Source organism: Succinimonas amylolytica DSM 2873 (genome assembly GCF_000378405.1).
In the GTDB taxonomy this organism is placed as follows: domain Bacteria; phylum Pseudomonadota; class Gammaproteobacteria; order Enterobacterales; family Succinivibrionaceae; genus Succinimonas; species Succinimonas amylolytica.
Window position 1 is genome coordinate 109,164 of record NZ_KB899636.1, and the last position, 25,914, is coordinate 135,077.

21 protein-coding genes are annotated in these 25,914 nt (G+C 49.0%); 4 read left to right on the top strand and 17 right to left on the bottom strand.

All coding sequences use genetic code 11. The features are described from left to right. The first annotated feature begins 207 nt into the window (after nucleotides 1-207). Nucleotides 208-471 (top strand): 30S ribosomal protein S20, encoded by a 264-nt coding sequence (gene rpsT / locus F557_RS0100535; protein WP_019000316.1) that lies wholly within the window; start codon nucleotides 208-210, stop codon nucleotides 469-471. Nucleotides 472-1,558: 1,087 nt separating this feature from the next. On the opposite strand, the gene accA is transcribed toward rpsT, so the two are convergent. The 17 genes from accA to rpsB form a co-directional block, all read right to left on the bottom strand. Further along, a complete protein-coding gene (gene accA, locus F557_RS0100545; protein WP_019000318.1) occupies nucleotides 1,559-2,515 on the bottom strand; it encodes an acetyl-CoA carboxylase carboxyl transferase subunit alpha in 957 nt (318 codons plus the stop codon). Nucleotides 2,516-2,716: 201 nt separating this feature from the next. Continuing rightward, nucleotides 2,717-6,271 (bottom strand): DNA polymerase III subunit alpha, encoded by a 3,555-nt coding sequence (gene dnaE / locus F557_RS0100550; protein WP_019000319.1) that lies wholly within the window; start codon nucleotides 6,269-6,271, stop codon nucleotides 2,717-2,719. Nucleotides 6,272-6,334: 63 nt separating this feature from the next. After that, nucleotides 6,335-7,015, bottom strand: coding sequence for a ribonuclease HII (gene rnhB, locus F557_RS0100555; protein WP_019000320.1), 681 nt, complete (start codon nucleotides 7,013-7,015; stop codon nucleotides 6,335-6,337). Nucleotides 7,016-7,153: 138 nt separating this feature from the next. Next, complete coding sequence (lpxB, locus tag F557_RS0100560) at nucleotides 7,154-8,323, bottom strand: lipid-A-disaccharide synthase (protein ID WP_019000321.1); 1,170 nt, start codon at nucleotides 8,321-8,323, stop codon at nucleotides 7,154-7,156. An 11-nt stretch (nucleotides 8,324-8,334) separates the two neighbouring features. After that, complete coding sequence (gene lpxA / locus F557_RS0100565; protein WP_019000322.1) at nucleotides 8,335-9,123, bottom strand: acyl-ACP--UDP-N-acetylglucosamine O-acyltransferase; 789 nt, start codon at nucleotides 9,121-9,123, stop codon at nucleotides 8,335-8,337. 20 nt (nucleotides 9,124-9,143) lie between these two features. Next, complete coding sequence (gene fabZ / locus F557_RS0100570; protein WP_019000323.1) at nucleotides 9,144-9,614, bottom strand: 3-hydroxyacyl-ACP dehydratase FabZ; 471 nt, start codon at nucleotides 9,612-9,614, stop codon at nucleotides 9,144-9,146. A gap of 12 nt (nucleotides 9,615-9,626) precedes the next feature. Further along, the gene (gene lpxD, locus F557_RS0100575; protein ID WP_019000324.1) at nucleotides 9,627-10,697 is read right to left on the bottom strand and encodes a UDP-3-O-(3-hydroxymyristoyl)glucosamine N-acyltransferase; all 1,071 of its coding nucleotides are present in this window, start codon (nucleotides 10,695-10,697) and stop codon (nucleotides 9,627-9,629) included. Nucleotides 10,698-10,800: 103 nt separating this feature from the next. After that, a complete protein-coding gene (locus F557_RS0100580; protein ID WP_019000325.1) occupies nucleotides 10,801-11,310 on the bottom strand; it encodes an OmpH/Skp family outer membrane protein in 510 nt (169 codons plus the stop codon). Nucleotides 11,311-11,484: 174 nt separating this feature from the next. Beyond that, entirely contained in the window at nucleotides 11,485-13,962 is a 2,478-nt protein-coding gene (gene bamA / locus F557_RS0100590; RefSeq protein ID WP_019000327.1) for an outer membrane protein assembly factor BamA, read from the bottom strand. Between the two features lie 5 nt (nucleotides 13,963-13,967). Then, nucleotides 13,968-15,317 carry an RIP metalloprotease RseP gene (rseP, locus tag F557_RS0100595; protein WP_019000328.1) on the bottom strand — a complete coding sequence of 450 codons (1,350 nt, stop codon included), beginning with the start codon at nucleotides 15,315-15,317 and terminating at the stop codon, nucleotides 13,968-13,970. 8 nt (nucleotides 15,318-15,325) lie between these two features. Further along, nucleotides 15,326-16,522, bottom strand: a complete 1,197-nt coding sequence (gene ispC / locus F557_RS0100600; protein WP_019000329.1) for a 1-deoxy-D-xylulose-5-phosphate reductoisomerase — start codon at nucleotides 16,520-16,522, stop codon at nucleotides 15,326-15,328. 25 nt (nucleotides 16,523-16,547) lie between these two features. Further along, nucleotides 16,548-17,543: a phosphatidate cytidylyltransferase gene (locus F557_RS18255; protein ID WP_169335141.1), complete on the bottom strand. Its 996-nt coding sequence runs from the start codon at nucleotides 17,541-17,543 to the stop codon at nucleotides 16,548-16,550. Between the two features lie 66 nt (nucleotides 17,544-17,609). Further along, nucleotides 17,610-18,371, bottom strand: coding sequence for a polyprenyl diphosphate synthase (gene uppS / locus F557_RS0100610; protein WP_019000331.1), 762 nt, complete (start codon nucleotides 18,369-18,371; stop codon nucleotides 17,610-17,612). A 6-nt stretch (nucleotides 18,372-18,377) separates the two neighbouring features. Continuing rightward, on the bottom strand, nucleotides 18,378-18,938 hold the full coding sequence (gene frr, locus F557_RS0100615) for a ribosome recycling factor (protein ID WP_019000332.1): 561 nt from the start codon (nucleotides 18,936-18,938) through the stop codon (nucleotides 18,378-18,380). A gap of 63 nt (nucleotides 18,939-19,001) precedes the next feature. Further along, a complete protein-coding gene (gene pyrH, locus F557_RS0100620) occupies nucleotides 19,002-19,715 on the bottom strand; it encodes a UMP kinase (protein ID WP_044142746.1) in 714 nt (237 codons plus the stop codon). A 168-nt stretch (nucleotides 19,716-19,883) separates the two neighbouring features. Beyond that, nucleotides 19,884-20,801 (bottom strand): translation elongation factor Ts, encoded by a 918-nt coding sequence (gene tsf, locus F557_RS0100625; RefSeq protein ID WP_019000334.1) that lies wholly within the window; start codon nucleotides 20,799-20,801, stop codon nucleotides 19,884-19,886. Between the two features lie 67 nt (nucleotides 20,802-20,868). Beyond that, nucleotides 20,869-21,606 (bottom strand): 30S ribosomal protein S2, encoded by a 738-nt coding sequence (gene rpsB, locus F557_RS0100630; protein ID WP_019000335.1) that lies wholly within the window; start codon nucleotides 21,604-21,606, stop codon nucleotides 20,869-20,871. Between the two features lie 431 nt (nucleotides 21,607-22,037). Between rpsB and map the strand changes: the two genes are divergently transcribed. The 3 genes from map to F557_RS22530 form a co-directional block, all read left to right on the top strand. Next, nucleotides 22,038-22,847 (top strand): type I methionyl aminopeptidase, encoded by an 810-nt coding sequence (map, locus tag F557_RS0100635; RefSeq protein WP_019000336.1) that lies wholly within the window; start codon nucleotides 22,038-22,040, stop codon nucleotides 22,845-22,847. A gap of 14 nt (nucleotides 22,848-22,861) precedes the next feature. After that, a complete protein-coding gene (glnD, locus tag F557_RS0100640) occupies nucleotides 22,862-25,471 on the top strand; it encodes a [protein-PII] uridylyltransferase (protein WP_019000337.1) in 2,610 nt (869 codons plus the stop codon). Nucleotides 25,472-25,706: 235 nt separating this feature from the next. Next, on the top strand, nucleotides 25,707-25,914 hold a 208-nt coding region (locus tag F557_RS22530), incomplete at its 3' end, for a hypothetical protein (RefSeq protein WP_044142561.1).

The window sequence follows — 25,914 nt, forward strand, 5'->3', positions numbered from 1 at the left end:
TGCCGGATTTCAGGAAAGGGAGTCAGTAAAAACTCCGCGGCGCTTTTCTGATTTCAGGCATGGTTGTCTTTTATACACCGGTAACCATAGTCGCAGTTTTATACGGATTGCTGAGTTCTTATATAGGAAGACAATACCGATTCGGTACGATAAACTTTAGTTAAATCTGTAATGCACTTATTTTCTATCAAGTTTTAGGAGTTTACTTTGGCAAATATCAAGTCTGCTAAGAAGCGTGTTGTTATCGCTGAAAGAAATCGTGTTCACAATGTTGCTAAGCGTTCTGAAATGCGTACTGCCGTGAAGAAGGTAATCAATCTTTGCAAGGCCGGTGACAAAGAGGCTGCAAAGGTTGCTTTCGCAAGAGCGGAAGTTCTTCTTGACCGTGCTGCAACCAAGGGACTGATCCACATTAATAAGGCAGCCAGACATAAGTCTAACCTGAGCAAGAAAATCAAGGCTTTAGGTTAAGTCAGGATTATTTTCGGAAACCCCTCCGCAGCGAGGGGTTTTTTATTGTTAGTCATTCGGCGTTTTTCCGGTTACCGGCATTGCGCGGCACCGCTTTCCCGGAAACTCAGTCCCCAAAAACACTCCCTGCCATTATTTCCGGGATTATCGGTTACCAGAAAAAATCTTTGCAGATAAAAGAATAGTATAATTTATACTAATAAAAGCATATAATTACCAAAAAACAGGGTAGCACTCCTTATAATTAGCCATTGTCAAAAATTGTTTAAAATTTTACAATTTTTTTGGAACTTTTCCCTGCAGGACTACTCTAAACATACAGATTAAGTATAGAAACTTCGGTTTTCGTGTTTAGTCTCCTTCATAATACTTCTTTGTCCCATGCGGTTTCCGCATGGGTTTTTTATTTTCTGTTTGTGCAAATTCACATTTTTCAATAAAACTGCCCGTCTTTTACAATTTTTTCTAAGATTTTGAACTTTTTACAGTTTAAATGTTCTAAACTAGTACCTGTGAAACGAAGATCCTATCTTTGTTTTTCATTCCGTGTTTTCGGTCATCCCCAACAGGATGACCGTTTTTTGGAGCATGGACAATACGACTAGCCTTAAATTAATATAAATTTAGTGCAAAAACGAAGGGCATCCCGCTTGCTGTCTAGGGGATGCCCTTTATTCTTAACCACTCCAAAATCTGCCGCCCCTGCCCCAGTAATATCATCAGGTCGTAAAACTGGTCATCAACACTATACACTATGTGTTCCACAAAAATTCCCCGCAGATATACATGCTCACATATTTATGGAGATTAAAAACCCTTTGGCATTGTCATCCGGCAGCATACTAATGACCTCGCCGTACAATACCGACACCGTGCTGATTGCGAAAAAAAAAAAACAGAAAGCCACAAACAAACATCCCGGACTAAACCGGGACTTCAGAAGAAAGACAAAAAAGGGGGTAATCCCCCCGGAGAAAAAGCCGACTAAAGTAAAAAGTTTCGGTTCATAGCGTCATTCGAGGCACCAAAAAACCGCAGCATCACTGCCAGACATCATACCCCTGCCGGAATTGTCAGAAATGACGGATCAGCAGTAGCCGTATTTCATAATACGGTCATATCTCTTTTCCAGAAGAGATTCCGGAGATTCGTTTTTAAGCTCGCTCAAATCCTTCAGAAGCTGCTTCTTAAGATTTTCGGCCATCTTCTGATAATCCCGGTGCGCCCCGCCGAGAGGCTCTTCAACAATGCTGTCAATAAGCTTCAGTCTTTTTAAATCCTTGGCGGTAATATTCATGGCATCCGCAGCCAGAGGTGCCTTGTCCGCACTCTTCCAGAGAATTGAGGCGCATCCTTCGGGAGAAATTACAGAATAGGTGGCATACTGCAGCATGTTCACCCGATCTCCAACCCCAATGGCCAATGCGCCGCCGGAACCGCCTTCACCAATAACAGTGCAGATAATAGGAACTTTGAGAGCACTCATAACTTTTAGATTTCTGGCTATAGCTTCAGCCTGCCCTCTTTCCTCGGCACCTACCCCCGGATATGCGCCCGGAGTATCAATAAAGGTAATAATCGGCAACCGGAATCTCTCGGCCATCTGCATAAGACGCAACGCCTTCCGGTAACCCTCGGGACGCGGCATTCCAAAATTTCTCATGGTTCTGGTCTGAACATTGCGGCCCTTCTGATGTCCCACCAGCATTACCGGCTCGCCGTCAATTCTGGCAATACCGCCGATAATCGCCTTGTCATCTGCATAGGCCCGGTCTCCGTGCAGCTCCTCATAATCCGTAAATATTTCCTTGATGTAGTCAAGAGTATACGGCCGCAGCGGATGACGCGAAAGGCGGGAGATCTGCCAGGCTCCCAGATCGGAAAAGGTCTTTCTGGTCATTTCCACGGCCTTTTTCTCAAGAGATGCAATCTCGTCCGAGAAATCAACGCTTTCACCGATATTGCTGCTTACGTGCTTAAGTTCATCAATGTGAGCCAGGAGCTCTGCAATAGGCTGTTCGAAATCCAAATAATCTATATTCATGCGTAAACCCTGTAAACTGTGCCGCCGGATCGGAAGGCATTCAGTATCTGCCGCATTTCTGCAACAGTCTCAGAAATCAAATACCCAATTTTAACCTACGCCCCGGTAAAATACGAGACAGAAAAGACAATTTCTTATATCACTTCATAAAACGCCTCCGGATTCCCTGCTCCGGAGCCATTCAGAAATCCCACCAGCTCGTCACTCTTGAAACACCGGCCTGTCGGGTGGCAGATAAGAAACAGCCGCCCTGCCGTCGCAGTAGTACCGGAGATCATCAAGAAGCTCGTCGCAAGGATCAACCTGATAATGGCTTTGTACCAGCATGGCGCCTTTTTCCTTTTCGTAAAGAATTTCCAGGGGCATGGACCCCGGATAGCGGAACAAAGCATCTCTGATGTGGGAGAGCTGGTTTTCCTTTTTCATAAGCCGGTCATTGAGACAGATCCGTACTGCACGTCCGTAACGGTGCCGGGCTTCAGAAATGCTGATAATCTCGTCAACCCGGATTTCCACGCTTTTGTTGTAGTTGTCATAGCCCACGCTGCCGTAAAAAACCGCCAGCATATCGTCATGCACCAGATTCCGGTACTTGTCAAACTTGTCCCGCCATAAGGAGAACACCACATCTCCGGTATAATCGATAAGATGTCCCTGAATAAACTGATTACCCGATTTGGTAGTACGAAATTCCAGATGCTGGATTATTCCGGCAGCAACAATCTTTTTTCGTTCCTCACCAAAACCGCCAGAAGACGGACGCAGTTCTCCCAGTCTGGCTCCGCTGAAATGGAGCACCTCGTTACGATAACGATCCATGGGATGCCCGGTAAGATAAAGTCCCAGAGTTTCCACCTCGCCGTCCAGATTAACCTTGTCGGGATACGGCTTCACCTCCGGATACTGCGGCTCTGCGATCTCCGAAAACATCATTCCCCCAAACAGATCCACTTCTCCCGAAGCCCGATCCTTGGACGATTCGGTATTCAGTTTCAGGGCGGCATCCACCGATGCCATGAGAGCGGCCCGGTGCGGTCCTATGCGATCCAGGCTTCCCGCCTTAATAAGAGCCTCCAGAACTCTGCGACTCATGGACATCCGATCAATTCTGCGGCACAAATCGAAAATGCTGGTAAAGGGGTTCTTTTTGCGTTCCTCCATGATAGCCTTCACCGGCCACTCTCCGACTCCCTTGACAGCCGCCAGACTGAACACGATGTGCCCCTTGCCGTTAACAATAAAATGCACATTTCCCTCGTTGATGTCCGGGGGATCAACGGGAATATTCAGTCTGCGGCATTCGTTAATGTAGGAAACTATTTTGTCGGCGTTTTCCTTATCTGCCGTCATCATGGCTGCCAGAAATTCAGCAGGATAGTGAGCCTTGAGCCACAGAGTCTGAAAGCACACCAGAGCATAGGCTGCAGAATGCGATTTGTTAAAACCGTATTTAGCAAATTTTTCCACCATGTCGAAGATTTTCATGGCCAGATCGCCGTCAATCCCCTTTTCCACAGCCCCGGCCCGGAACTTGGCCCGCTGCTTCTGCATCACATCCATCTGCTTTTTACCCATGGCACGGCGCAGAATATCAGCACCGCCCAGACTGTACCCTGCCATGGCCTGGGCAATCTGCATTACCTGTTCCTGGTAAATAATAACGCCGTAGGTGGGCTTGAGAATCGGCTCCAGGCACGGGTGCTGGAATTCCGGATCCGGATAGGCGATTTCTTCCTTGCCATGCTTGCGGTTAACAAAGTTATCCACAAGTCCGCACCCCAGAGGCCCCGGGCGGTAAAGAGCCACCAGAGCGATGATATCCTCAAAGCAGTCCGGCTGCAGCTTCCCAATAAGCTCCCGCATGCCGCGGGATTCCAGCTGGAACACCGCCGTAGTTTCCGTGGATTTCAGCACCTCATAGGAAAGAGGATCCGCCAGGTCTATCCTGCGGATATCCACGAGAGGCTTCCCTTCCCGTTTCATCCTCTCATTTATCATATCCAAAGCCCAGCGAATAATGGTCAGAGTCCGGAGTCCCAGAAAGTCAAACTTTACCAGACCGGCCTCTTCCACATCATGCTTGTCAAACTGGGTCTTGAAATCGCCGCCGGCTTCGTCACACATCAGGGGAGCAAAGTCTGTAATTACCGAGGGAGAAATTACCACACCGCCGGCATGCTTGCCATGGGAGGTGGTAAGTCCCTCCACCCGGATAGCCTTGTCCACCACCTCACGGATTTCCTCATCCTCGGCATATTTTTCCCGGAAGGCTTTTGCCGCATCATCAGCAGGATCCCGGGGAGGCGCCAGAGCTTCTGTCAGGGTATAGTCCAGCTTGTCATTGACCTTTTTTGGCAGCAGTTTTGCCAGCCGGTCTCCAAAAGAATAGCTCTTTCCCATAACCCGGGCCACTGCCTTTACAGAGGCCTTGGCCGCCAGAGTGCCGAAGGTGATGATCTGGGAAACTGACTGTCTGCCGTACAGTGCCGCTACATGCTGAATAACCTTGCCGCGGTTATCCATGCAGAAATCCACGTCAAAGTCCGGCATGGAGACACGTTCCGGATTCAGGAATCTTTCAAACAGGAGATCAAATGGCAGCGGATCAAAATCGGTAATGCCAATGCAGAACGCCACCAGAGAACCGCCGCCGGATCCGCGTCCCGGACCTACCGGAATATCATGATTCTTGGACCACTGGATAAATTCCATCACAATGAGGAAGTACCCGGGAAAGTCCATCTGAATAATAACCTTAAGTTCCTTTTCAAGGCGGATGAGATAAGGCAGACGCTTTTCGTTCCGAACCGCGGGATCCGGGTACATAAACTCCAGCCGCTTTTCCAGTCCCTGATAGGATTCCTTCTTTAAAAACTCAGCATCAGACAAACCGCCGGTAGGAAATTTCGGAAGGTAGTTCTTGCCGAGATGCATATAGACGTTACAGCGTTCCGCAAGACAAACAGTATTTTCCACAGCCTCGGGAATATCTCTGAAGAGTTCAATCATCTCCTCCTGGGAACGCATGTACATCTTCGGAGTGTACGGAGGATGCCAGTTTTTATCGGCCAGAGTCACCTTGTCCTGAATGGCCACCCGGATGTTATGAATCTCATAATCCTCCTCTTTGGCAAACTGCACGTAGTTAGTGGCAATCACCGGAAGATCAAGCTTTTGCGCCAGTAAAAGGGCCTCCGCGATGTACCGTTCCTCTCCGGGACGATCCATGCGGGTCAGTTCAAGGTAATAAGAATCCGGAAAAAGCTGCCGGTAAAGTTCTGCCCTCTTTTCAGCCAGATCCTGACGCCCCTCGAGAATGAATTTTCCGACATCACCGTCAATACCACCGGAAAGCACGGCCACTCCCTCGGAATATTTCCTGATATTAGTGAGGGGAACACAGAACCGGTAATCTATAACCCCCTGACGGTAACCGTCCGCCTGAAGCTCCACAATATTGCGATATCCGGTTTCGTTAAGAGCCAGCATCTCCAGAGTAAAAAACTCTTTCTTTCCCCTGACTACGGTGTCATCGTAAACACAGAGCTCCATACCGAATATCGGCTTCAGGCCGCGAGGCAGGCACTCTTCATAAAGCTTTACGGAATTGCACTGATTCATGTGGTCAGTAATGGCCAGAGCCGGCATCCCGAGCTCCTGGGCCTTCTTGACCACTGACTTTACATCCATTAGTCCGTCATGAATGGAATAGTCGGTGTGCACATGAAGATGGACAAATCTGCCGCTTTCGTTCATATCCTGAAATCCTGATCAAATATCAAACCGGCCTCCGAAACTACGGATCTCACTTCCCCGGTCCTAAAATAATTCCGTGTTTTTACCGCAGAGAAGAACATCATCCGCAAATCTTCCGTCAGTTTCCAGAAGAATCTCCCGAACCGGACGGTAACTCTTCCGGTAACAGGAAAGCACCCCCAGCTCCCGGATTCTGGCAAGATGTTCCGCAGTAGGATATCCTTTATGTCTTGCAAAGCCGTACTGAGGATACCGGGCATCCAGTTCCCGCAGCTCCCGGTCCCTGGTAACCTTGGCCAGAATCGACGCTGCACTGATTTCCGGCACCAGAGCATCCCCCTTGACCACTGCCCCGGCGGGAATTCCAAGATTCCTGGGAATACGGTTTCCGTCTACCAGTACATAGTGAGGCTCAACCTTAAGAGCCCGGATCGCCCGTTCCATGGCCAGCATGGAGGCCCAAAGAATATTGAGAGAATCGATCTCCCCAGGAGTGCACTCCCCAATACCGAAGGCCAGTGCCTTTTCAGTGATCTCCAAAAACAGCTCCTCGCGTTTTTTCTCGGACAGCTTTTTGGAATCCCGAAGTCCCGGTATCGGCCGTGCCGGATCCAGAATCACTGCTCCAGCCACCACATTACCGACCAGAGGTCCCCGGCCGGCCTCATCAGTTCCGGCAAAAATAGTTACTCCCGGAATGTCGGGATAACGAAATAAAGAGTTCGCGGAGTTATTCTGAGACATAAACTGGGAACCTGTAAATACTGACAGAAATCTTCAAAACCGGTAATCTGCTAAGATCCGACCGAAAATCTCAGTACTGCATTGGGAAAAATATGACATACAAGACAAAACACCTGTCCAGGAGCCGAAAAGCACCTTTTAGCTTTCAGCAACCTTCAGCACTGCCTCGGCCGCTCTGGCATCAGAGTCCATCCTGAGTTCCTTGTGAATTCTGGCAAACTCCAGCATCTGATCCCGGTTTTCCTGGGTATAGATCTTCTTCACCTCTTCACAGATCCGTACCGGGTTGCAGTCATCCTGAATAAGCTCCGGGACAATGCGCTTTCCGGAAAGAAGATTTGGCAGGGAGTACATATCCACCTTTACCACCCGCTTTCCAATCATGGCAGTAATTCTGCTGATAATGTAGCAGACCACCATCCGCTTTTTAAGAAGCATGGCCTCCAGCGTGGCAGTACCGGAAGACAGAATTACGGCGTTGGCAGCCGCCATTACTGCATGGGATTTCCCAACCCAGATGGTAAGAGGAATTGAAGGGGCATGCTCCCGCCATAGCCTGCTGATAAGCCGGGCTTTGGCTGCGGAGGTGGCGGCACAGATAAAACGCATTCCGGGATAGCTTTTCTGGAGAAGATAGGCAGCCTCGGCAAACTCCGGAGTAAGAAAGGTAATTTCCGCAATACGGCTTCCCGGAAGAACCGCAGTAACCATATTGCTCTTAAAGACGCTTTCCGAAAAATTCAGCTCCAGTCTGGCGGCGGTAATCGGATACTCCATGGGAATCTCTTCAGCCAGCCGGTGCCCCACATAGGTACAAGGAGCGTCATATCTGGCATAGAAATCCTTCTCGAAAGGAAGAATCGACAGCACCATGTCAGTGGCAGCCTTTATCTTGTGAATTCTTCCGGAACGCCAGGCCCATACTGAAGGGCTGACATAGTGTACCGTGCGGATACCGGATTTTTTAAGAAACAGTTCCACCGAAAGATTGAAGTCCGGACCGTCAATTCCCACAAAAACATCGGGATGTCTTTCCAGCACGGCAGTTTTGAAATTCTTGCGGATTTTAAGGAGCCGGGGCAAAGATTTAATAACCTCCCCGATCCCCATAACCGAAAGCTCCTCCATATCGTAGAGCTGTTCGTAACGGGAGCCTGCAGCAGCACGCATTCTAGGCCCGAAAATCCCGGTAAACCGGGCCCGGGAATCTCTTTTCATAAGCTCGCAGACAAGCCCGGCCCCAAGAGCATCTCCTGAGGCTTCACAGGCCGAAAGCGCATAAAGATGATTACGCGAAGCAAGGGGCATCAGGGATTTCCTTAACGACAGATACCGCGGGTGCTGTCTTTGAGGAAGTCCGACAGAAGACTGATAGAAGGTTCCTCGGCTATCAGTTCCTGAAGCTTTTCAATGGCTTCCGGAATAGTATTACCTTCCTTGTATACAATCATATAGGCACGTCTGATGGCAGCAATGCCCTCAGGAGAAAAACCTCTTCTCCTGAGCCCCTCTCTATTAATTCCAAAGGGCTTGGCATAATGACCGGCGGCCATTACGAAAGGAGGGACATCCTGATTAAGAGCTGCCATCCCGGCAATGAACGCATGATCCCCGACCCGGCCGAACTGATGAATTGCCGCCAGTCCCCCGAAGATCACCCAGTTTCCGATATGAACATGACCGGCAAGAGTGGCATTGTTGGCAAAAATACAGTCATCGCCCACCTGGCAGTCATGAGCCACATGAACATTGACCATCAGGAGATTACGGCTGCCGACCCGGGTTACCGAACCGCCTTCCTTAGTTCCCCGGTGCAGGGTGCAATGCTCGCGAATCACATTGTCATCACCTACTTCCAGAAAGGTTCGTTCTCCGCCGTACTTCTTATCCTGACAGTCCTCGCCGAGAGTAGCAAACTGAAAAATCCGGTTCCGCTCTCCGATTTTGGCCGGCCCCCTGAGAACACAGTGGGAAGAAATCCAGGTATCAGCACCGATCTCAACTTCAGGACCAACCCAGGTCCAGGGACCGATCTGAACCCGCGGACCAATCACCGCATCCTGACTGACAATGGCAGTTGGATGAATAACGGCACTCTCATCAATCATGGAAATCTCCTTAATTAAAATCAGCCGCGGCGCTTAGCACACATAAGCTCGGCAGAACATACCTCATGTCCGTCAACGGAAGCTACACCGGTAAACTTGGCAATGCCCCGCCGCTCTTTCAGATATTCCACATCAAGAATGAGCTGATCCCCCGGAAGCACCGGACGCTTGAAGCGGGCATTATCAATGGAAGCAAAGTAATAGAGCTCATCCTGCTCCGGCTTACCCACCATGGTAAATGCCAGTATACCGGTGGCCTGAGCCATAGCCTCAAGAATCAGCACTCCAGGCAGAACGGGCTTTCCTGGAAAATGTCCCTGAAAAAACGGTTCATTGAAGGAAACATTCTTAAGCCCCCTAAGAGTCTTATGTTCGCCTTCGGTGTTGTAGCTTAAAACCCGATCCACCAAAAGAAACGGATAACGATGGGGTAATAAATTCAAAATCTGCTGAATATCTAAATCCTTAGCAGGGGTATTTATCTCAGTCACTTAACTATTTCCTTACTTGCTGCTATCTTTGGAATCTGCACTGTTCCCGGCATCATCTGCGGGCAAATGCTCCCGTACATTTTTTTCAAGAGCCTGAAGTCTTGCGGCGATCTTATCCACACTGTAAAGCTTCGGAAAAAGCTTCCACCACTTTTCTGCTTCCAGCACCGGCAGGAATGAATGATATTTCCCCGGCTTGTTGATATTCTTGCCCACCTGGCCCAGTATTTCGACACCGTCGCAAATCTTGATATGACCGTCGAATACCGAAGTGCCACCGACAATGCAGTATTTGCCCAGTTCCACGCTTCCCGCCAGAACGGCAGCGCCAGCAATGGCCGTGCCATAGCCAATCCGGTCATTGTGGGCAATCTGAACCTGATTGTCTATTATAACATTATCCTCGATAACCGTATCGTCCACTGCTCCGCGATCCACCGCAGTAGAAGCTCCGATTTCAACCCGGTTTCCGATAACAACTCTTCCCAGCTGGGGGATTTTGATCCACTCCCCCCTCTCATTAGCATAGCCAAAACCGTCGGAACCAATCACACATCCGGACTGAAAAAGACAGGAATCACCAATAACACAGTTATGATATACCGACACATTAGCCCAGAGTTTGGTGTTTTTGCCAATAACCGTATCCTTGCCGATAAAACAGTTCGGACCAATCTGCGTTCCTTCTCCGATGATGACTCCAGATTCAATAACCGCGTGGGCACCTACGGATGCTGTGGGGGCAATTTTCGCAGAGGGATCGATAACGGCAGTAGGATGTATGCCGGGAGCACAGCTCGGAGGAGTGGTATCAAACAGCTGAGCAACCCGGGCAAAGGCCACGTAAGGATTAGGAACCACCACAAAGGTAATGCCGGAATCCGGAAGCACGTCATCTTCCTTCACCAGCACGGCACCAGCCTGGGACTCCGCCAGATACTTGTGCAGCTTCTTATCCGACAGAAAACTAATTTCATCCTTTTTGGCAGTCTGCAAATTGGCAATTCTGGAAATCTGTACCCCGGAATCACCAATGATTTTCCCGCCAATTTTCTCTGCAATATCCTTAAGCAGCATACTCATAAATATATCCTTTGAGCCGTCTTAAAAGCAAAACCGGGAACATTCTGTTCATTTTAAACAAAAAACCCGTTTGTATTCCAAAACGGGCCTCAAAACTTTTAAATTACTTGGACTTGCTTACAACACTGATAACTTCTTCAGAAATATCAAGAGTGTCATCACCAAGATAAACAGCACCTTCGCTGCGGAAAACCACAGACAGATTCTTCTTCTTTGCTACCTGATCAATAGCAGCCTGCACCTTCTGGTTAATGTCCATCTGCTCCTTGCCGGCGATTTTCTGCTCCTCCTCGCGGAATTCGGAAATCTTCACCTTAAGCTCAGCCTCCAGCATCTGCAGATCTCTCTGCTTCTTGAGAGCATCCGACTGGGAAAGACTGGGATTCTGGAGAGCCTTCTGAATGCTGTTGTAGTCAGCCTCCATCTTGTCAAGAGCGCGCTTCTTGGAATCCAGAGCCTTCTGCACCTTGGCCTGAGCTGCCTTGGTCTGAGGGATCTTGGAAAGAACATAAGCGTAATTGAAGAGACCAATTTTAAGCTCCTGGGCCTGGGCTGCCACCGAGCCGAAAGCCAGTACTGCCGATAATGCTGCAACTGTTAACAGTTTCTTCATTTTATCTGTTCCTTCTATTATGAAATTAACAATAATTTACTGACAAAAATAATGAGTGTCAACCTGATAGCGGTCATGAAGCTGATAAGCTTCTCCGCCTCCCGGCGACTCTTCCCGGCACGTCATTTTCCGCCATTTCCGTTTCTGACGGAAATTATACTCCATTATACAGGATTAAAAGGTTCGTCCCAGACTGAAGGAGAAGAACTCCGTGCGATCTCCGTCCCTTTTCCGGATAGGTTCAGCCAGGGAAAATCCGATAGGCCCCATGGGGGATACCCACACCAGAGTGACACCTGCGGACATACGGTATTCCTTGGGATCGGAATAATCATAAATATAATCGCATTTTCCGAAACACTGTCCGATGGCACCCGGATCATAATTGGTATCCCACAGGGAACCGGCATCCAGGAAGATCGAGGTTCTGAGAGATCTGTCATACCCCTCGGAAGCAAACGGCGTAGGGATTATCAGGGAAAGACTTCCAGCCACAATCGCGTTGCCGCCCACCGATTCACGACTGCCCATTACTCCCACATTTCCCATGGTAAACGAATTGTAAAGAGCCTTCGGTCCCACGGCATTGTACTTAAAGCCTCTCAGCCATTCATCACCTCCCAGATAGTAATTCTGGAAAAATGGCAGCGTTTCCTCAATACCGTTTCTGGAACCATAGCCGTTTCCGTAACCGGCCTTGGCTCTGAAATTAACGATAAACTTTCTGTCCTTGTCCAGCGGGAAGAAATGTGTAGTGTCCGCTCCCAGCTTGTAGTATCTGGTATCGGATCCCGGAATGGCCACAGTGCCATACAGGGTCTGTTTGCTGCCATCTGTCGGCAGAGCCCCCCGATCCAGATAATTTCGGGAGAAATAAAGTCCCGCGGTATAGTTCTGAAAGACCACCTTGCCGTTTCTGATGTTCTTGTCCACATAGGTATCCCAGAAACGCTGAATCTGAATGAAAGAAGAAGTCTGTGATAGCCGGTTATGCTCATATCCGATGTTGTAGCGGATAAAATTATGTTCGTCTATCGGATAGCCAAGCCCCAGGCTGGCACCAAACTTTTCGTTGGTATAGTCAACGATGTTGGCATCCCCGGCTTCAAATTTCTCATAGTAAATGCTGCCGCCGAGACTCACACCGTCAACCGTAAAGTAAGGCTCGTCATAGCGCAGCTCTATCTTCTGGTCATATTTATTGGTATTGACGCCAAGACTGGCATTTCCGCCATAGCCCAGAAAATTGTCCTGGGAAATTTCGGCGTTAAGATTAATTCCGGTTTCAGTGCCAAAGCCGATACCGGCCTTGATTGATCCTGTAGGCCTTTCCTTAACAGTGGTCACCACCTCCACGGTATCACCGTCAGTTCCGGTCTTACGGGGCGTTATATCCACAGTTTCAAAGAATCCCAGCTGATCCAGACGTCTTTTTGAGGTACTGATAGCTTCATTTGAAAGCCAGGTGCCGTCCATCTGCCTGAGCTCCCGGCGCACCACTTCATCAGTGGTAATGGTGTTGCCGGTAATCCGCACATCGGTAACATATATACGATGTCCCGGATCAACAGAGAAGTTCAGAGAAACAAGCTTTTTCTCATCATCAATTACGGGAATGGCCTTGACCTTAGTGTAGGCATAACCGAACTTGCCCATGTAGTTGGCCAGAAGTTCCTCCGTGTGGGAAACCTGATTGGCATCGTATACTTCCCCCGGAATCAAAGGAATCAGCTTCAGCATTTCCTCGCCATGACCGTAGGTTTCTCCAATGACATTGAATTTGTCAAAGCTGTACTGATCCCCTTCGTTTATGGAAATGCTGAGGTAGATTCCCTTGCGATCCGGTGTCATTTCTACCCGGGTGGAATCAATTCTGAAACGGACATAGCCGCGATTCATGTAAAAAGAACGGATGGTTTCCAGATCGCCGCTGAACTTCTGAGCCTGAAAGGTGCGGTCTGCCAGAAAATTCCACCAGGGCACATAATCCCGGAGCTCCAGCTGTGCCAGAAGCTTTTCTTCAGGAAAGCTCTTGTTGCCCACTATGTTAATCTGCTCTATTTTGGCACTGACACCTTCTGTGAAATTAAACTTAACATCAACTCTGTTACGCGGCAGATATACCAGAATGGTGGAGACTTTGGCCTGATACCGGCCGGTACTGTTATAGTAATCCTCCAGCGAAGCTTCCAGTTCCCGCAGCTTTTCCACATCAAGGATTTCTCCGGTCTTAACATTATGAGCCTTGATAATGTCATCCAGCTGCTCAGCCTTGATGGCATTGTTCCCGGCATAGGAGACATTTACAATGGTGGGACGTTCCTTGACATCGATTATCAGCACACCCTGGCTCGTATAATAGGCATTGACCATATCAAAATTACTGGTTCTGAACACCTTTCTGAGAGCCTGTGCCACATCCTCCCTGGTAACATCATCCCCGGCCTGAATCGGCAGGGAAAGCAGTACCGCGCCCTTGGTAACACGATAAAGACCGCGAACCTCAATATCATTAATGTGCATAACCTTCGGGAGACTTCCCTGAAGCTTACGATCAGAATCCTCCCCCTGAGATGCAGAAGCAGAATTGCTTAACGCCCCCGTTGCGGCCAGGGCCAGCGTCATGCAGCAGAAGAGCTTTGAATACAGCATTTTATCTACCATGAAAAATAAAGATCATTGAACACGGCGACTATCATCAAGAGACAGAGCAGCACAAAACCTGTTTTCATCAGGATATCCAGAACCTTTGCGGAAACAGGTTTCCGGAAAACACCCTCAAGAATATAGAAAAACAGATGTCCTCCGTCCAGAACCGGTATCGGAAGAAGATTTAGCACTCCCAGATTCACGCTTATAAGCGCCATGAAGCTCAAAAAGAATATATAACCCATACGGCCGGTAAGTCCGGCCCCTTTCGCGATTCCCACCGGACCGGAAATATTTTTCGGAGAAATTTCACCGGTGACAAACTTTTTAATAAATCTGAGAGTAATGATACTCATATCCCAGGTTTTGTACCAGCTTCCTGTTACTGCCGGCCAGAAATCATACTTTCTGACAAAGGAAACCCCGGGAATCTCATCAATAGCCGGCATGATTCCGGCATATCCCTGAAGCTCCCCGTTCTTATCACGGCCTTCCGGAACCAGATCGGCAGACAGTGTAGCGTCCCCCCGTTTCAGGCTGATGGCTATGGTTTTTTCGGGATGAGCCCTGATATAGGCACTAAAGGTCTTCCAGTCCTGGTATGTAATCCCGTCATAGCTGATAAATTCATCATCCTTCTCAAGTCCGGCAGCCTCGGCCCGGGAACCGGATTCAACCATTTCAACCCGTCCCGAGATTTTATACGAAAGCGGCTCCAGTCCGATTTCCTCCAGAATTTTGGTATTGCCGGGCTCCAGCGACCAGGATGACAGCGGCAGCTCAAGAACTCTTTCCGGTTCGCTGCCATAACTTCCCCTAACCGTCACCGTAACCGCATCATCGCCGATACGGCTTATCAGACTGTACAGACTCTCTTCGATATCAACAATTTCGTCATCGCCCACCTTGACGATAAGATCTCCGGATCTAAAACCATGCTCGGCAGCCAAACCTCCGGGAATAACATCAAATACCGGCTTAACATCAGGAATTCCCAAAAGAAAGATCGCCAGATAGATAACCCATGCCAGAGCAATATTGTTAAAGGGACCGGCCAGCACTATAAGAAATCGCTGCCATACCTTCTTGCAGCAGAAAGCTTCCTTCTCCCGTTCGGGATCAATACTTTTCCTGTCTTCGCCGTACATCTTCACATAGCCGCCAAATGGCAGCAGGGACAGTGAATATTCCGTGCCGTTTTTACCCTTGTGTGACAGCAGAACAGGACCAAAGCCCAGGGAAAAACGCTCCACATACACACCCATGAACCTGGCCATAAAAAAATGGCCGGCCTCATGAATGGCAATAAGAATTCCCAGGGCCAGGCAAAAATAAAATATATTGCTGAGAATATCCATCAGATGCGTTACCTGCCCAGATTACCGAGGAGGCTGAAGGCTCTGCTGCGAGCCGCAAGATCAATATTCAGAACATCTTCAAGAGAATCCGCCGGAGCCAGAGTGAAGAAATCCGCAGTTTTAGCGGCAACAGTGTAAATATCGGTAAATCGCAGTCTGCCGTCCAGAAACGCCTGTACCGCAACTTCGTTGGCGGCGTTTACAGCGGTGGTAAGAGCCTGAGAGGTGTTGCAAGCATCAATAGCCAGTTTAAGACAAGGGTAGCGATTAAAATCCGGAGCTCTGAAGGTAAGACCGCCAAGCTTGGTAAAATCAAGCGCTTCCGCACCGGAATCGATGCGATCCGGCCATGCCATAGCCCGGGCAATGGGGGTTCTCATATCAGGAACACCGATCTCCGCCAGCACCGATCCGTCACGGTAACGTACCATGGAATGTATCACAGATTCCGGATGCACAATAACCTCAATGTCACCAGGATCGGCGTTAAAAAGCCACTTCGCTTCAATAAACTCAAAGCCTTTATTCATCATGGTGGCACTGTCAACACTGATCTTCCGTCCCATGCTCCAGTTAGGATGGCTAACTGCCTCCTCAGGAGTTACCTCGGCAAGCGTAGCGATATCTCTGTCCCGGAAAGGCCCTCCGGAACCAGTAAGTACCAGTTTGGTAATACCGGCCTCCCGGAGATCACAGTGTCCGATGCGGTTCTGTTCCTTTTCCGGAAGACACTGAAAAATGGCATTATGCTCACTGTCCACAGGAACAATGCGGGACTTGTATCTTCTGGCGGCATCAACAAAAATGTGCCCGCTCATAATCAAAGATTCCTTGTTCGCCAGATAGACAGTTTTCCCGGTGGTGATTGCAGCCAGTGTCGGTTTCAGACCGGCAGCTCCCACAATAGCGGACATCACACTGTCTGTCTCGTCCCCGGAAGCTACCGCACTTAGAGCTTCAGATCCGGAAAGAACCTCCGTTTTAAGCCCCCTGCCCGCCAGAAGCTCTCTCAGCTCGGCTGCTGCCTTTTCCTCCAGCATAACCGCTGCTTCCGGATGAAATTCCGCAACAATATCAAGCATGCGGGAAACATTGCTGCGGGCTGTAGCCGCAAAAAGACGGTATCTGTCCGGATTTCGTCTGATAACGTCCAGGGTACTTGTACCAATGGAACCGGTTGCGCCTAAAACTGTAACATTATTCATAAAACAAAAAACCTGTGGCGAAAAACTAGCTTAGAAGCACACTTAATATTGAATAGGACACCAGAAATACCGGAACTGCGGCACAAAGCGAATCTATGCGATCCAGCATTCCGCCATGTCCCGGAAAGAGAACTCCGGAATCCTTGATTCCGGCATAGCGCTTGAACATGCTTTCAGACAAATCACCGAAAACCGAAAAAATCACCGCCAGCACAGCCGAAACAGTAAGGGCGGCAAAATTTGAATAATACACGGTATACATCCCGGTGCCGTAGAGAATGCCATACACCGCCAGTGCCAGCAGCACTCCTCCCGCCAGCCCCTCCCAGGTTTTTTTAGGACTGACATGGGCGCTCATATGATGCTTTCCCAGAAGACGTCCCGCAAAGTAAGCCCCCGAATCAGCACTCCATACCAGCATCATCACTGAAAGAAGAATACGGCTTCCGATATAGGGATCATCTCCGTAATGGGTAATCCCGGTATCCCGGAGCAGCATCAGAGAAACGCCAAAGGGAATCAGGGTAAGAAGGCCGTATATCGCCCTCTGCCACCAGGAGCGCATCATGACACCGGAACGGGGATAGCAAAATACCATGACCGTGGCCAAGACCCACCAGGCAAAGCCGGCAAGCAGTATCCAGAAAACAAAACCGTTACTTAAATTTGACAAAATCTCCGCCGGCCTTGCCCAGTCCCCGAGACTGACCTCTCTGACTACGTATTTGAAAGACAGCAGAGCCGAAAGAAAAACAAACAGCGCATACAGACATCTTTTCAGAAAAAGATTCCGGGACTCACGCACACCGGAGGAGGCAGATACAGGAGCAGTACTCACGCTATTATCCGGAAAAACCAGCTTTGAAAACTCCCAGCCACCGATAACGACTATCAGGACAGCGACAAGATTAAAGATATCAAGACCGAGAAAACGGGCGGATGCTGTCTCTGCCACCGGGAAAAACAGCCACAGTCCGGCAAAGACAAACAGGAAAAAACCGGTAATTATTCTGGTTAGCATATAGTTGAAAGCCACCGCCGTATCAAATTGCGGTTTCACCTGCAAAACCGCAATGGTTAACAAAACTTAGAGCATCCGTTCCTGCACCTGTTCGCTGGTGCGGCCGAAGCGTCTCTCCCTGCCCCGATAATAATCAAGCGCGGCCTGAAACACGCTGCTGTCAAAATCAGGCCAGAGAACATCCGATATGTAGATCTCACTGTATGCCAGCTGCCAGAGAAGGAAATTTGAAATGCGCCGCTCTCCCCCGGTGCGAATCAGAAGATCCACATCTTCGGCAACAGCAAGAGATGCCGTCACGAGATCCTCGTCAACATCGGCTACAGAAATCTCGCCGGCCTGTACCCTCCGCAGCAGAAGCTGCACTGCCCTGGCAATATCCCACCGGCCTCCGTAATTGGCGGCAATCACCAGCCTGAGACCGGTATTGCCGGAGGTCACCCTCTCGGCTTCAGAAATGGCAGTCTGAACATTTTCCGGAAAGCGGGAGGTGTCTCCCACAACCCGAAACCTGATGTTATTATCAGCCAGATGCTTTGTCTCGTTAGACAAGGCCCAGGAAAAAAGTTCCATCAGCCCTGACACCTCGGTCTCCGGACGTTTCCAGTTTTCAGATGAGAATGCAAAGAGGGTGAGCTGCCTTATGCCATGCCGTCCGGCAAACTCAATGGCACGTCTTACAGACCTGACTCCGGCACGATGCCCGGCCAGACGAATCTGACCGCGCTTCTGAGCCCACCGGCCATTACCGTCCATGATAATAGCCACATGCGCCGGAACCCGATCTCCGTCTTCGGGACAGATCGGGGTGTTAAGATCGTTTGACACTACAGATCAGATCTCCATCAGCTCTTTTTCTTTATCTGCCAGAATCTTTTCAATATCCTTGATGCTGGCATCGGTAAGCTTCTGAATTTCATCCTGAGCTCTCTTCTCCTCGTCCTCGGAGATCTCCTTATCCTTGGTCAGAGCCTTAATGTCATTGTTGGCATCGCGGCGGATATTGCGGATTTCAACCTTTCCCTGCTCAATGTCGCCACGGACAATCTTAATAAGATCCTTGCGGCGGTCCTCTGTCAGAGGAGGCAGCGGAATACGCAGGGAAGTGCCGGCAGATACCGGATTGAGTCCCAAATCACTGTCACGAATGGCCTTCTCGACCTCTTTGGCCGCACTGCGATCAAAAACGGTTACGGACAGAGTACGGGCATCGGCAACATTGACAGATGCCACCTGATTTAACGGGGTCTTGGAACCGTAATATTCAACCATAATCCCGTCGAGCAGGGACGGCTGGGCTCTGCCTGTTCTCACCTTGGAAATACGATTCTCCAGAGATTTAACAGCCTTGGCCATCTTTTCCTTTGCAGTCGCTTTGATATCGTTAACTGACATAATCTTTACCTTGTAGTTATATGGCCTGATATTACAATTATCGGCTTCAGGCCCTGGCCTTGCTTATCTGACAATGGTGCCCTCTTCCTCTCCGGAAATAACCCTCATAAGAGCATCCGGACGATTCATGTTAAACACCATAATCGGCATTTTATGATCCCGGGCCAGCACAAAGGCCGCAAGATCCATTACCTTGAGCTCCTTATCCATAACTTCCTGATAGGTAAGCTCACGATAAAGCTCGGCATCCGGGTGAGTTACCGGATCCGCACTGTAAATACCGTCCACCTTGGTGCCTTTGATTACAACATCGGCCTGAATCTCAATTGCCCGGAGACAGGCAGCACTGTCAGTGGTAAAAAAAGGATTTCCGGTACCGGCAGCCATTATTACCACCCTGCCGGCTGACAGAGCATGAATCGCTTCAGTCCAGGAGTAGGACGCACACACACCCGGCATTGCTATCGCAGACATGAGCGTAGCCGGAACACCGGCTCTGTAAAGAGCATCTCTCATAGCCAGCCCGTTCATAACGGTTGCCAGCATCCCCATATGATCACCTACCACCCGGTTCATTCCGGCCTGAGCCAGTTTGGCGCCTCTGAAAATATTACCGCCTCCCAGAACCAGACCGACCTCAACGCCGGAACTGACCACTGCGCCGATTTCTCCGGCCATGCGATCAAGAACATCGGGATCGATGCCAAAGCTTTCCTTTCCCTCGAGAGCTTCACCGCTCAACTTTAATAGAACGCGCTTAAAACTTTTGTGACTCATTTCAGATGTACCGTACATTATCCACAAACACTGTCTGATCGTGAAATTATAATATATATGGAGGAGTTCCGCAAAAATCAGAAAGGAGTCAGTACTCCGGTTTCCGGCAGATACAAAAAAAGGCGGAATCACCGCCTTTTTCGCTAAACCTGACGATCTTACCGGTAATTACTTCGCCTGAGCAGCAGCAACCTGAGCAGCTACTTCAGCGGCAAAATCAACAACGTTCTTCTCGATGCCTTCACCAACCTTTAAACGAACAAAGGTCTTAACTGAAGCCTTTCCTTCCTTGAGAACTTCGCTAACTCTCTTGCTGCCATCCTTAACAAAATACTGGGTAACCAGAGAAAGCTCTTCGAAACGCTTGTTGATACGGCCTTCAATAATGTTGGCAAGAACATTGGCAGGCTTGGCCTTCTTTCCGGCAGCAACATTTTCAGCTTCTTCCTTCTCGGTGATCTCAGTCTGAATCTGACGTTCATGCTCGATCTGATCCTGCGGAGCTTCCTCCTTGGTAATGTACTGCGGAGCACTGGCACAGATATGCATGGCGATATCATGAGACAGCTGGGCATCACCGCCTTCAAGAGAGGCAATTACACCGATAAGCTTGTTGCTGTGGATATAAATACCAAGGTTGGAACCCTCGAGAGAAGCTACACGGCGAATTGACATATTTTCGCCAATCTTGGCAATGAGGTTAGTAAGAACAGTCTGAACGGAGTCAGAAGTACCAGGGTAGGTTTCGTTCTTAAGAGCCTCAACATCGGCAACATTCTTGTCGAGAGCAACACGGGCAACATTGTTGCAGAATTCATTAAAGCCGGCATCCTTGGCAACAAAGTCGGTTTCGCAGTTGATTTCAACAATGTAAGCCTTGTTTTCGTTGGAAGCGTAAGCGATAACACCCTCGGCAGTAACACGGCCTGCCTTCTTGGCAGCCTTGGCCTGACCGTTCTTGCGCATGTTATCAATAGCTACTTCGATATCACCGTCGGCAGCAACAAGAGCCTTCTTGCAGTCCATCATGCCGGCGCCGGTGCGTTCACGGAGCTCTTTAACAAGAGCAGCGGTAATGTTAGCCATTTGATTATCCTTTAAATGGAAAAATAGAAACAAGGAACCGGAATACAGACCCCGGCTCCGTCAGATATTACTCAGCCTGTTCAGCCGGTTCCTGAGCCTGTTCGTCAGGACGGGCATTGGTCAGAGCCTCGCGGGCATCATTAACCGCACCGGAAACAGCCTTGAGGTAAAGAGCGATCGCACGGATTGCATCGTCATTACCCGGAATAACATAGTTAACACCGTCAGGATTTGAATTGGTATCAACAACTGCAACAACGGGAATACCGAGCTTGTTGGCTTCGTCAATGGCGATATGCTCAACTTCAGCATCGATTACAAAAAGCGCATCAGGAATAGTGCCCAGATCCTTGATACCGCCGAAGCTCTTTTCAAGCTTGGCAATTTCACGGGTACGCATCAGGACTTCCTTCTTGGTGAGCTTGTCAAAAGTGCCATCGGTAGCCTGAGTCTCAAGATCCTTGTACTTTCTGATAGACTGACGTACAGTCTTCCAGTTGGTAAGAAGACCACCCAGCCAGCGATGGTTAACATAGTACTGACCGCAGGACAGAGCTGCTTCCTTAACCTGCTCGGAAGCGGCACGCTTGGTTCCTACAAAAAGAACCTTGCCCTTCCGGGACACAACAGAACCAATGAAGTTAAGAGCATCATCAAGGCAGGCAACAGTCTTGTCGAGATTGATGATATGAACACCGTTTCTGGAGCCGTAAATATACTGCTTCATCTTAGGATTCCAATAACGGGTCTGGTGACCGAAATGAACACCGGCATCGAGCATTTCGCTCATGGTAACGTTAGACATTTTAATTCCTTGTAAAGGGGTTAAGCCTCCGCCAGACTGTGAAATGCAACCACTGGGGCACCCCGCATTCACATTGACATCGGGCGTGTGTTTTAGACAAAAAAACAAAGACTCCGCAACCACTGCGAAGCCCGTGCATTATAGCGAATGAAAAAGATAAAAACAACCTAAGGGATTTCGTTTTTTGAACAGTATTTGACCAGCAGTAAATTTCCAGAGTCGGCAGATTACAGCCGTATTTGTCATGCTAATAGCTCCCGAGAGCCCGCAAATATAAAATCTTATTGCGCTAACGACCTCCTGTCAGATCACGGCTCAGCACATTCGACCATCTAATATCCTTCATAGCTTTAACATACCGGCCTCTCCGTCGCGATCCGCGATGACTAAAATGCTATAATTGAGGGCATCAAGGCAATTTCGAGGAAATCATGAAAAAATCACCTGACATCTCCATCAAAACTCCGGATCTCATAGAAAGAATGCGTATCGCCGGAAAACTGGCTGGCGACGTTCTTACAATGATCGAACCCTATGTAAAACCAGGCGTAACAACTCTGGAACTGGACAATATCATGCTGGATTATATCGAAAACACCCAGCACGCCATTTCGGCCTGTCTCGGATACGAAGGCTATCCCAAGTGTACCTGCATTTCTGTCAACGAGGAAATCTGCCACGGCATTCCCGGTGCCAGAAAACTCCGTAACGGCGATATCGTGAATATCGATGTTACGGTTATCAAGGACAAAGCTCACGGCGACACCAGCAAGATGTTTATTGTCGGAGGCCATACCACTCCTCGAAATCTGGATCTGGTAAAAGTAACCCAGGAAGCTCTTTACGCTGCCATAAGAGCTGTCGGCCCCGGAAAGGATCTGGCCATTGTCGGCAAAACCATTCAGGGAATCATCAACAAAACCCCCTTCTCCATCGTGCGGGATTTCTGCGGTCATGGCATCGGCGAAGGATTTCACGAGGATCCGCAGGTGCTGCACTACGAAAACGATTTTCATGTTCTGCTTTCTCCGGGCATGACATTCACCATCGAACCCATGATCAATGCCGGCACCTGGAAATGCCGCGTCAGCACCAAAAACGGCTGGACCGCCACCACCCAGGACAAACAGCCATCCGCCCAGTTTGAACACACCCTTCTGATCACCGATGACGGCGTGGAGGTGCTTACCTGGCGCGAAGAGGAAGCCGGAAAGCTCGATCGCATCATCCATAATTCCTGACAGGAGTCCTCCCCATGCAGAACGCCGCCGCCTTTCTTCCTTCTGATGCCATAACCATGGAAAACGGCCGCGCTGCCATAAAACAGCAGATCCGATGCATGGCGGAGCTTTTTTCCGGCGGTTCTCCTGTAAACGAGCTGGTGCAGTTCCGCACTGCCTTTACGGATCTGCTTCTTAAAAAGATCTGGTCCCAGTTCCAGCTTGTCGATTTTCCGGAACTGGCACTGGTGGCGGTGGGAGGCTACGGCCGCGGGGACCTTCAGCCTCATTCAGATATTGACATCCTTATCGTGTCTCCAGACAGCATTCCGGAAGAGGTAAATTCCTGCATCTCCTCCATGACCGGTCTCCTGTGGGATCTAAAGCTGGATCTGGGACTGTCGGTACGAACCATTGCAGAATGCATAAGTGAAGGCCGAAAGGACGTCACCATCGCCACCAATCTTATGGAAACCAGGCTGATAACAGGAAACCGGGATACCTACGACAAACTAATCGGAGCTACCAGAGAACCTGATTTCTGGACTCCGCAGGATTTTTTTCTGGCAAAGATTGAAGAACAGAACAACCGGTATCACTATTACAAGGATACCGTTTACATGCTGGAGCCGGATCTGAAAAACAATCCCGGCTGCCTCAGAGACATTCAGACCATGCTCTGGATATCAGAAAAAGCTCTCGGCATCAAAAGCATAAGAGAGCTGCAGAGCAGAAAGCTCCTCAGCAGAATCGAATGCTACGAACTTACAGACTGTCAGGATTTTCTCTGGCGAATCCGCTTTGCACTTCATCTGACAATTTCAAAACCTGACAACAGACTGACCTTCGACAGACAGCGGGCCATTGCGGAAAATCTCGGCTATACCGGAGAAGGAAATGCTCCGGTGGAACGGCTGATGAAACGCTTTTATCAGACCACCCATACCGTGCATGAGCTCAATAAAATCGTGACCCAGCTTATCAGAATGAAGCTGTTCAGCGAGGAACTTCCTAAAAAAACCGTGCACTGCCAGCCCTTTATTTTCCGGGGCAGCCTCATAGACGTCCTGGATCACAATATCTTCATAAAGAAACCGGAAATCATTCTGGAGCTTTTCATTACACTGACAGAACGCAAGGAGCTTACCGGTATTTACGTGGAATGCATCAGAAGTCTGAGAGAAGCCAGAAGGCACCTGGGATCCCGGCTCTCGGAAAAAAAGGAATGCCGGGAGCTTTTCAAAAAACTGATTGCAAACCCCCGTTCCCTGAAGGTTGCCTTTCCTCTGATGCACGAGCATCATATTCTGGGCATGTTCATCCCCCGCTGGAACGCAATCCGGGGACTCATGCAGTTTGATATGTTCCATCAGTACACCGTGGACGGACATACCATCAGAGTTCTGGAAAATATTTACTGGTTCGCCTTCGGCAATGATCCCCGGTTTACTCTGTTCCGGCAGATATACAACGAAATAGACAAGCCCGAACTCCTATTCCTGGCCGCCCTTTTTCATGACATTGGCAAGGGCCGCGGCGGTCATCATGCCGCCATGGGCGCCCCAGACGCCCTGTACTTCGCCAAGTTGCTAGGATATAACCGTTTTGAAAGCAAGCTGGTATCCTGGATTGTCAGGATGCACCTCTACATGTCCATTGTAGCCCAGAGAAGGGATATCTCCGATCCCGAGGTGGTAGCCGATTTCGCCAGAGAAGTCGGAGACGAGACCTTCCTGAACTACCTGTACTGCATGACCGTGGCCGATATTAACGCCACCAATGACAACGAATGGAACAGCTATAAGGACTCGCTGTTCAGAACCCTGTACTTTTCAGCCCGGGACGCTATGAGAAAAGGACTGGAAAACCCTCCAGATCTTAATCTCCATATCCGGGAAAATCAGAAGCGTGCCCTGGGACCTCTTGTCAAGATCGGACTATCTCCGGCATCGGTTTTCAAAATCTGGAACAACTTTCGTCCTGAGTATTTCATAAAATACCAGCCGGAACAGATTTCCTGGCATACCAGCAACATTATCGCCCACAGAAATGAAGCGGATCTGCCACTTATCCTCTTCGCCCAGAATCACAATACCAGATGTACCGAGCTTTTCATATATACCAGGGACACGGACGGTATTTTTGCAAAGGTCTGCGCCGTACTTGGCAGCAAAAAACTGAATATCATGGCCGCTACCATCTCCAATACCAATGAAAACTACGCTCTGGATACTTTTTCGTTTACCCAGAATGACGGCACTCCGCTGCCGGCAGACCGGATGAGCTCCCTCCGGAAGTCCCTTACTGGAGCTCTGATGTCAGACAATTACCGGGCTCCGGCTATTGCCATGCGCTCCGAACGTCTCGATCTGTTCCGGATCCCCACACTGGTGTCCTTTCTGAAGAATCGGGAGCACCGGACTTCGGAGCTGGAAATCTCCACTCTGGATGTCCCGGGAATTCTGGCCCGGATAAGTAGCGTATTCCAGAAACACCGGCTGTCACTCCATGCCGCCAAAATCACCACTACGGGAGAAAGAGCTGACGATTTCTTTTCTCTGACCAATACTGACGGCAGCATGCTATCAGAACAGCAAAAATCAGAAATCGAAAAGGATATCACCGATATTCTGGCCCACTGCTGACAGTTTTCTCTCCGGAAAGTCTTTTCCTGATTACTCTCCAAAAATTCTTTCGCCTATAAAAAAAGGGAGCCTTCGCCCCCCTGTGTTCCGCAGTCTAATTACTAAATTTTCATAATCTTCCTCTAGTGCAGGCCTTTAATATCAAGGGTCTGCACTTTTTTTGATTTTTTAAAATTGCCGTATTTATATGGTGCTATATGGTGCATTTATGGTATAATACCTCATAGGATGTTAAATGTTTCTTGCCGAGGTTCTTATGTTTCTGACCATCAAAAAAGCAGGTGGAGGTAGATACCTTTATCTTATAGAATCTGTTTATGATCCAAAGACAAAGAAGGTAAAAAAGAAAATTATTCAAAACTTTGGCAAATCCGAGGAGTTTATCGAAAAGAACCCTGAAAAGTATGCTGAATTAGTAGAAAAGTACGGAAAGAGCAAAGAAA